This window comes from Streptomyces sp. ISL-96 (genome assembly GCF_018614035.1).
Lineage (GTDB): Bacteria > Actinomycetota > Actinomycetes > Streptomycetales > Streptomycetaceae > Streptomyces.
Map to the genome: position 1 here is coordinate 1 of NZ_JAGGPA010000016.1, position 8599 is coordinate 8599.

Sequence of the window (8599 nt, forward strand, 5' to 3'; positions counted from 1 at the left end):
GCGTTTTTCTTTGGGCCGTCCCCCTACAAGCGTTAGCGGTGGGCCGGGGCGGCGGGTCAAGGGGAGCCCGAAGGGTTCTCGCGCAGCGACGCGACGCAGGAGCGCCCTTGACGCGCCGCCCCGGCCCACCGACCCTCGAGCGCCCGGGACGGCCCGAAACCCCCAGAAGCAAGCCGTTCGGGTGAGCGCGGCCCCCAGAAGCAGCCGCGGCCCCGCCGCGTGCCCCGCCCGTGCCCCCCCCTCCGTGCCACTTCCGAGCCCCCTCCGCGCCACGTCCGACCAAAGGTGCATAACGCCAGTCATTGCCCGCAGTCACCCCTCGTGATACACAGAGTGACCATACGCGTTTCCGAATACAACCGGTAGGCACCGCAGGTCAGCGCGGTCCGACCGGCGATACGTGCGGAGGTCGGGTAAAGACAGCCACCAAGTCGACATACCAGTGCGGTTTCATCAGCGAAGATAGAGGGTGACCCCTGCCGTGCGGCAGGGGCGACGAACTACCCGACAGGGGCGGTGACTTACATGAACCTGACAGCCGAAAAGGGCGACATCACCACCATCATCGGTGGAATCGCCCCGAACTGGGGTCCGTTCGGGACCCTGGGTAATGAGGCCCGCGTCATGATCGAGGTCGTGATGGCTGTCGCCATCCTCCTCTGCCTCGGAATCGCTATCTGGGGAGCCGCAAAGCAGCGCATCGGCGCGACGGCCCTGAGGGACACGTTCAGCGCGGAGCAGGGCAAGGGCCTCATCGTCGCCGGCCTCACCGGCGTCTTCATCATCGGCTCGCTCGGCACGCTCTTCACCATCGTGTACGGGATGGCCGTTTAACCCACCGTCAGCCAGCACCGGGTGTTCCCGGCCCACTCACCCACCCCACCCGTCCGTCGTGCCCATTGGCTGAGGTTGCGTCTCCCTGATGTCGAGTCACCACACCGCGCCCGCGCGGGAAGCAGCACGGCTACCGTCGTACTACGCGGAACTGCAAACGGTTGAGGGGGCGCACCCGGCATGAGTCTCGGCGACGAGCACGGCTACGGCAGCGACAGCGGTCGTACGGACCGTGTCGGCGGCTCCGGCCAGACCCGCACCCGCCTGCCCGAGGGCGGTGGGAGCGATGTGTACGGGGGCGCGCGGCGGCCCGTACGGACCTCGCGTTCCCTCATCACCGTGGTGGGCGTGGTGGTGCTGCTGATCGCGGCTATCGCATTCGCGAACCGGGGTGGTGGCGACACCGGCTCTCTCAATGAGGCGAAACGGGGCGGCGGCGCGGAGCCGACGTCTGCGACGGGCGTGAAGCCGGTCGAAGGCAAGAACGGGCTGATCCCGTCCGGCTTCGCGCATGACGAGCAGGGCGCGCAGTCCGCCGCGGCAAACTACGCCGTGGCGCTGGGCTCTGACGGCATGTTCAACGAAGAACGTCGCCACGACATCGTGCAGTCGATCGCCGATCCCAGTGCTCTGACCAGGCTCCAAACAGGATTCGACGCCGACTACTCCCCCAAGTTCCTCACGCAGATCGGTCTCCGCGCGGACGGCAGCGCACCGGACGGGTCTACCTTCGTCAATCGCACCATGCCTGCGGGCACGAAGGTCGGAAATTACAGCGACAGTAACGCTGACATTGATGTCTGGTGCTCCGGCCTGTTCGGTCTGACCGGCGAGAAGTCGACCAAGCCGGTAACGAGCGGCTGGTTCACGGTATCGATCAAGTTGAAGTGGGACGGATCCGACTGGAAGGTCCTGGAGACCAGCCAGAAGGAAGGCCCGACGCCGGTTACCGGCGACAACTCGGTGTCCGGATCCGACGAGATCGCCAACGCGGTCAATGAATTCGGAGGGTTCACTTATGCCCGGTAACCCTCGGCTTCGCTCGATCGCGGCCGCTCTGACAGCCATGCAGGCTGCGGTGTTCCTGCTAGCCACCCGTGCCACTGCGGCGCCGACTCCGCAGCCGTCCCCCAGCAAGAGTGACAACCCGTGCTCGCTGATCGCCGGACCCGCACGGGAGTACTGCGACGAAGGCGATGGTGGCGGCGCCCCCCGCCGCGCCCCCACCGACCCCGCCGAGTCCCTGGACCCCCTCTCCTCCCTGGCCAAGGGCTGCGCCGACGCCGCCGCCTGGATCGTTGGGAAGCTCTCCGACGCCGTGAAGTCGACCGCCGACGTCGACTTCACCAACCCCACGTTCCTCAAGCAGTACGCCATCGTCTTCGCCGCCTCCGCCATCCTCACCCTCGTCCTCTGGCTGCTCGCCGTAGCCAAGCGCGCCATCCGTGGCGTGCCGCTCGCGACCGCGCTCTCCGAGGCCATCGGCTTCCTCTGGCTCACCGTCCTCGCGTCCGCCTTCACGCCCCTGATCCTCTACACCGTCGTATCCGCCACCGACGGCGTCACCGAGGTCATCGCCGCCGGCACCGGCGGGCAGACCGACGTGTTCTTCGGATCCTTCGCCGAGGCGCTCAAGAAGGGCGACGACATCGGCGGCGGTCCGATCATGCTGATCGTCGTCTCGCTCGTCACCATCCTCGCGGCCGGGATCCTCTTCCTCGAACTGTTCATCCGCGCCCTGCTGCTCTACGTCGGCGCGCTCCTCGGCGTGGTCGTCTACGCGGGGCTCGTCGACAAGAACATGTGGGGCCATGTACGCCGCTGGGCCGGCATCATGATCGCGATCATCATGGTCAAGCCCGTGATCGTGATCGTCCTCGGCCTCGCCGGGGCCCTCTCCGCCGACGACGGCCCGAACGCCTTCTCCGCCGTCGTCTCCGGCCTCGCCATCATCCTGCTGGCGATCTTCGCGTCCGGCATGATCTACCGCTTCGTCCCCGGCTTCGGCGACGAGATCGCCTCCGCCCGCAACAACCGCAACAAGGCCACCGACGGCGCCCAGGCGGCCGCCGTCATCAGCTCCCCCGCCGCCCTCGTCTCACAGGGCATCAAGACCCACAGCAGCCGTGGCGGCGGAAGCGGAGGCGGCGGCGACCGGGGCGGGAACAGCTCGCCGCCCCGCCAGGCCAACCCCGTCAGCGGCGGCGTGGCCGCCCACAGCGCCCGCGGCACCGGCGGCCCCACAGCAGGGGGCGGAGGTGGAGCTGTCCCCTCCGCCGCCCCCTCCCCCCGTAGCAACAGCACCCACACCAACCGCAGCACCGGCAACACAGGCACCGGTGCCGGCACCGGAACCAGCAACAACAGCACAGGAGGTGCAGGGCGTTGACGACGCAGTCCCAACCCATCACGCCCCGCCGCACGTATCTCATCGGCCGCGCCCGGCCGAACGCGATCGTCGGCAAGAACCGCGAGACCGGCGAGATCGCGCTGATCATCGCCGGCGCGTTCCTCGGCATGATGAGCGGCCTGCTGGTCCCCGTCCTGTCCCTGCGGATCGTGCTGCTCATGGGCTTCCCGATGCTGGCCCTGATGGCGGTGTACGTCCCGTACAAGCGCCGCACCTTCTACAAGTGGTTCGAGATCAACCGCAGTTACAAGCGCACCCTCCGCAACGGCACCACCTACCGCAGCGGCGCCATGGAAGCAGGCGTTCACAGCATCAGCGGCCGCGAGGTCGAAGTCGGCCCCCCGCCCGGCATCGGGCGTATCAACTGGCTCGCCGCCCCCTTCGGCCCCGACGAAATCGCCGTACTCCTCCACGCCGACCGCCGCACCGTCACCGCCTGCATCGAGATCGAAGGCCCCGGCGTCGGCCTGCGCGACAGCGAGGACCAGGAAGCCCTCGTCGACCGCTTCGGCACGCTCCTCAAGCACGTGGCGAACGGCGACGGCTTCGTCACCCGCCTCCAGATGCTCGCCCGCACCCTCCCCGCCGACCCCGACGCCCACGCCAAGGACGTCGCCCAGCGCGGCGACACGCACGCCCCCGGCTGGCTGAAGGAGTCGTACGACCAGCTCCAGTCCATGGTCTCCACGTCCAGCGAGCAGCACCGCGCCTACCTCGTCGCCTGCATGCACTACTCCCGCGAGCTCGCCGCCGAGGCCAACGCCATGGCCCGCGCCGCCCGCCCCCACGGCGGCCGCAAGCTCGACCGCGACTCCGGCCTCGCCGTCGTCATGGCGCGCGAGCTCACCGACATCTGCGCGCGGCTCGCGGAGGCCGACATCCGCGTACGCCAGCCCCTCGGCCAGGGTCGCCTCGCCTCCCTCGTGCACTCGATGTACGACCCCGACCACCCCATGGACCACATCCAGGCCATGACCAAGCGCAACGCCTGGCCGGCCGAGCTGGACGCCATGGAAGCGACGTATCTGCAAGCCAAGACCCGCGAATCCTCCACCCGCGCGCCCTGGTGCCACGCCACCGCCTGGGTCAAGGAGTGGCCGATGACACCCGTCGGCGTCAACTTCCTCGCGCCTCTCCTCGTCCACACCCCCGACGTCATCCGTACGGTCGCCGTCACCATGGACCTCGAACCCACCGAGATCGCCATCGAGCGCATGCTGACGGAGAAGACGAACGACGAGGCGGAAGCCAGCCGCCAGGCCAAGATGAACCGCACCGTAGACCCGCGCGACATCGCCGCCCACGGCCGGCTCGACCAGCGGGGTGAAGATCTCGCGAGCGGTGCGGCCGGGGTGAACCTGGTCGGGTACATCACTGTGTCGTCGCGTTCACCCGAGGCGCTGGCCCGCGACAAACGGACCATCAGAGCCTCGGCCGGGAAGTCGTATCTGAAGCTGGAGTGGTGCGACCGCGAGCACCACCGGGCGTTCGTCAACACCTTGCCGTTCGCCACCGGTATCCGTCGTTAGCCGAGAGGGCAGACCCGCCATGCGAGATCCGCTGTCCGCCGTCACGGATGCCTTCACCAGCTTCCTCTTCGGGAAGGTCGAGACGACCAGACTTCCGGTCCGTACGTCGACGGGCCAGGCCCAGGCCGTCTACCTCCCCACCGCCGCGCCCGGCCTCGGCGACTCCGGCGTGATCATCGGTCGCGAGGTCTACAGCGGCAAGGGCTACATCTACGACCCCTTCCAGCTGTACGGACAGCAGCTCCCCGCGCCGCACTGGCTCGTCCTCGGCGAGTCCGGCAACGGCAAGTCGGCGCTGGAGAAGACGTACGTACTGCGGCAGCTGCGCTTCAAGGACCGGCAGGTCGTCGTCCTCGACGCACAGGGCGAGGACGGGGTCGGCGAGTGGAACCTCATCGCCGAGCAGCTGGGAATAACCCCCATCCGGCTCGACCCGACGGCGGCACTCAACGGCGGCATCCGCCTCAACCCCCTCGACCCGTCGATCACGACGACCGGCCAGCTGGCCCTGCTCCGTACGATCATCGAGGTCGCCATGGGGCACGGCCTCGACGAGCGGTCCGGCTTCGCGCTCAAGGTCGCGCACGCGTACGTGAACGAGACGATCCTCGACCGGCAGCCGGTCCTGACGGACATCGTCGAGCAACTGCGCCACCCCGAGCCGGAGTCCGCCGAGGCGATGAACGTCGACCTGGACGACGTACGGGCATGGGGCCTGGACGTCGCCCTCGTCCTCGACCGCCTGGTCGACGGTGACCTGCGGGGCATGTTCGACGGCCCGACGACCGTGGGCATCGACCTCGACGCCCCGCTCATCGTCTTCGACCTCTCCCACATCGACCGCAACTCGATCGCGATGCCGATCCTGATGGCGATCGTGGGGGTGTGGCTCGAACACACCTGGATCCGGCCGGACCGCAAGAAGCGCATCTTCCTGGTGGAGGAGGCGTGGCACATCATCAACTCCCCCTTCGTCGCGCAGCTCTTCCAGCGCCTGCTGAAGTTCGGTCGCCGGCTCGGCCTGTCGTTCGTGGCGGTGGTCCACCACCTCTCGGACGTGGTGGACGGCGCGGCGGCGAGGGAGGCAGCGGCAATCCTCAAAATGGCGTCAACCCGGACGATCTACGCCCAGAAGGCAGACGAAGCACGAGCCACGGGCCGGGTGCTGGGCCTGCCGCGCTGGGCGGTCGAAATCATCCCCACCCTCACCCCGGGCATCGCGGTATGGGACGTGAACGGCAACGTCCAGGTCGTCAAACACCTCATCACGGAGGCGGAACGACCACTCGTCTTCACGGACCGCGCCATGACGGAGACCTCGGCAGAGATGATTTCGGACGACCTGCGAGCCGCGGAGTTGGAGGCGGAGCAGCGGGCGGCGCTCATCGAGCAGCAGATGAGCGAGTCCTCGTCCTCGGAATCGACGGTCGCCTGACATGAGACACCACGACAGGCAGCAGGGCCACCACGAGCGCCCGGCCGAGCGGGGCATCCCCGACTCCCTGCTGGTCGGCCTGCTGGCCTTTCTGCTGGGTCTGACGGTCTTGGCGTGGCTGGCGACGGGCTTGGCGGGGCTGTTCGCCCACGGCGCGTGGCCGGACGGCGTCACGTTCACCCGTACACCGCTGGCCCTGCGCCACCTGATGGGCGCGCCGCACGACATCCCGGCGGCGTGGCCGGACACGCCGCCGGAGCAGCTGTCCGGGTACGGGCTGTTCTGGGGGCTGTTGATCGGCGAGCTGATGGTGCTGTTCGTGCTGACGATCTTCGTGATGGGCGTACTGGCCCGCCTGAAGATGCAGCGCGAGACGGCGAGGGCGGCGAGGTCGGCCAGGACCGCAGCCCCAGAAGGCGGCACCGGAGCGGGTACGGGTACGGGTGCGGAGTACGGGCCGCAGGGACTTCCCCACACCGGTGCGGGCTACGGACCGGGTACGGACGCCGGCCACGGCTACGCAGCTTCGCCCCACCCACTTGCGGGCGTCGGCGCAGGTACTGGAACGGGCGCCGGAGCAGGCGCCGATGGCAGTGCGGGCCACGAACTCGGCGCAGCTCTCGGGCCCGGCGGGATCCCCCACACCGCTAGCGGTACCGCTGACGGCGGCCCAACCGGTGCCTCGCCGCCCCTGAACGGCACCCACGACGTAACCACGGAGCCGGAGCCGCCGCACGTCCCGGTCGCCGAAGCGAGCCCGCAGCAAGGCACAGCCGCGAGCCCGTACACCCAAGCCACCCCGCCCCTCCCCTCTCCCCGCACCCCCCGCCTCCTCTACGGCACCGCCGAAGCCCGCCGCCCCACCGCCGTGCAGGCCGTCCTCGACGCCGAAGGCCCCGCGCTCGTCGTCACGTCCGACCCCACTCTGTGGGCCGAGACCAAGGACGCCCGGGCCAAGCTCGGCCCCGTCCTCGTCTACGACCCCGGCCACCTCTGCGACACCCCCGCCCGCCTCCACTGGTCCCCCACCACCGGCTGCGAGCGCGCCGACATCGCCGCCGGCCGAGCCGTGGCCCTGCTGGCGCCCATACGGCCCCAGGCGCGGCTGGACGCCGCCATGGCCGACACCGCGGAGACGCTGCTGAGCAGCTGGCTGCACGCCGCCGCCGTGGACGGACGCCCCTTCCGGCAGGTGCACCGCTGGGCGCAGGGACACAGTGCGCACGAAGCGGTACGTATCCTCCGCACCCACCCCAAGGCGTCGAGCGGCGCCGCGGGCCTCCTGGAGTCCGCACTCACCGCGTACCCGGAACGCCGGGAAATCGCACAGGAGTTGACGGTACGAGCGCTCGCCGCCCTCTCCTCGATCCATATCCGCGAGGCCTGCACCCCCAATCGAACCGATTCGGTCACCTTGGAATCATTTGCGGGCGAGGGGGGCACGCTTTATGTGGTGGGTGAAGCAATCGAGGACCCCAAGTCGCGTCCCGGAGCGATGCCTCTGCTCACCGCACTCGCATCAAGCGTGGTCGAGCACGGCCGCCGCATGGCCGCACGGTCATCCGACGGTCGGCTCGACCCACCAATGACGTTCGTCCTGGACGACGTCGCGGCCGTGGCTCCGCTTCCCCAGCTTCCCGAGCTGCTGTCGACCGGTCAGGACCGGGGCCTGCCGACCCTGGTCCTGCTCCGTTCGCAGGAACAGGGCAGGGCCCGCTGGCCGGACCACACCCTGACCGCCGGCTAACCCGGCGGCCGCACAGCCACCATCTCGTACTCCTTCGCCGCCGGGCCCCCCGGCGGCGCCATCGTCACGCCGCTCCGTACGAACCCGGCCTTGGCGTAAAGCGCCTCGGCCCGCCCGTTGCGCTCGTGCACGAACAACCGCACCTGCTCAGCACGCGGCTCTGTGAGCGACCACGCCCAGTCCAACGCCGCCCCGAAAAGCTCCTGCGCCACACCGGTGCCCCGCGCCTCGGGCCGTACGAAGACTCCGACCACGTGGACCTGGTCGACCTCGGGCGAAGGGGCGAAGTGGGCCTCCGCACCTGCCCGTTCAACGATGCCGGTGACCGACCCCACCCACCGCCCGTCCCGCGCCTCCGCCACGAACTGTCGCACGTCGTCGCCCGCGACTGCCCTGTCGGTACGCTCCTGCCAGAAGGAGTCCGGCTGGGTCAGGGCCTTCTCGTACGTCTCCAGAAACGCGATGTCCGCCAGCGGATCCTGAAGCGCGGCAAGCCGCAGCTCCCTCACCCGGGGCCACTCGTCCGCGTCACGTACAGGCCGAATCACATAGTCCATGCCCCGATGCTCACCCGGCTCCGGCCGGCAAGCCAAGCGCTTTTTGCGGGCAGCCCGGCGGCTCCAGAACGCAGAAAAGCCCCGCAC

At 69.4% G+C, this 8599-nt stretch carries 7 protein-coding genes; 6 read left to right on the forward strand and 1 reads right to left on the reverse strand.

The genetic code is table 11. The features are described from left to right. The first annotated feature begins 525 nt into the window (after positions 1-525). The 6 genes from J7E96_RS11055 (at position 526) to J7E96_RS11080 (ending at position 7955) form a co-directional block, all read left to right on the forward strand. The gene (locus J7E96_RS11055) at positions 526-834 is read left to right on the forward strand and encodes a hypothetical protein (protein ID WP_215130051.1); all 309 of its coding nucleotides are present in this window, start codon (positions 526-528) and stop codon (positions 832-834) included. Positions 835-1014: 180 nt separating this feature from the next. Continuing rightward, positions 1015-1863, forward strand: coding sequence for a hypothetical protein (locus J7E96_RS11060; RefSeq protein WP_215130053.1), 849 nt, complete (start codon positions 1015-1017; stop codon positions 1861-1863). Then, on the forward strand, positions 1853-3223 hold the full coding sequence (locus J7E96_RS11065; RefSeq protein WP_215130055.1) for a hypothetical protein: 1371 nt from the start codon (positions 1853-1855) through the stop codon (positions 3221-3223). Before J7E96_RS11060 ends, J7E96_RS11065 begins: the two co-directional genes overlap by 11 nt. Further along, the gene (locus J7E96_RS11070; protein WP_215130057.1) at positions 3220-4773 is read left to right on the forward strand and encodes an SCO6880 family protein; all 1554 of its coding nucleotides are present in this window, start codon (positions 3220-3222) and stop codon (positions 4771-4773) included. The genes J7E96_RS11065 and J7E96_RS11070 overlap by 4 nt, the downstream gene beginning before the upstream one ends. Before the next feature lie 19 nt (positions 4774-4792). Beyond that, positions 4793-6208 (forward strand): ATP-binding protein, encoded by a 1416-nt coding sequence (locus J7E96_RS11075; RefSeq protein ID WP_215130059.1) that lies wholly within the window; start codon positions 4793-4795, stop codon positions 6206-6208. Between the two features lies 1 nt (position 6209). Continuing rightward, entirely contained in the window at positions 6210-7955 is a 1746-nt protein-coding gene (locus J7E96_RS11080; protein ID WP_215130061.1) for a TraM recognition domain-containing protein, read from the forward strand. On the opposite strand, the gene J7E96_RS11085 is transcribed toward J7E96_RS11080, so the two are convergent. Next, positions 7952-8512, reverse strand: a complete 561-nt coding sequence (locus J7E96_RS11085) for a GNAT family N-acetyltransferase (protein WP_215130063.1) — start codon at positions 8510-8512, stop codon at positions 7952-7954. The two genes, J7E96_RS11080 and J7E96_RS11085, sit on opposite strands and share 4 nt — an antisense overlap. Between the last annotated feature and the right edge of the window lie 87 nt (positions 8513-8599).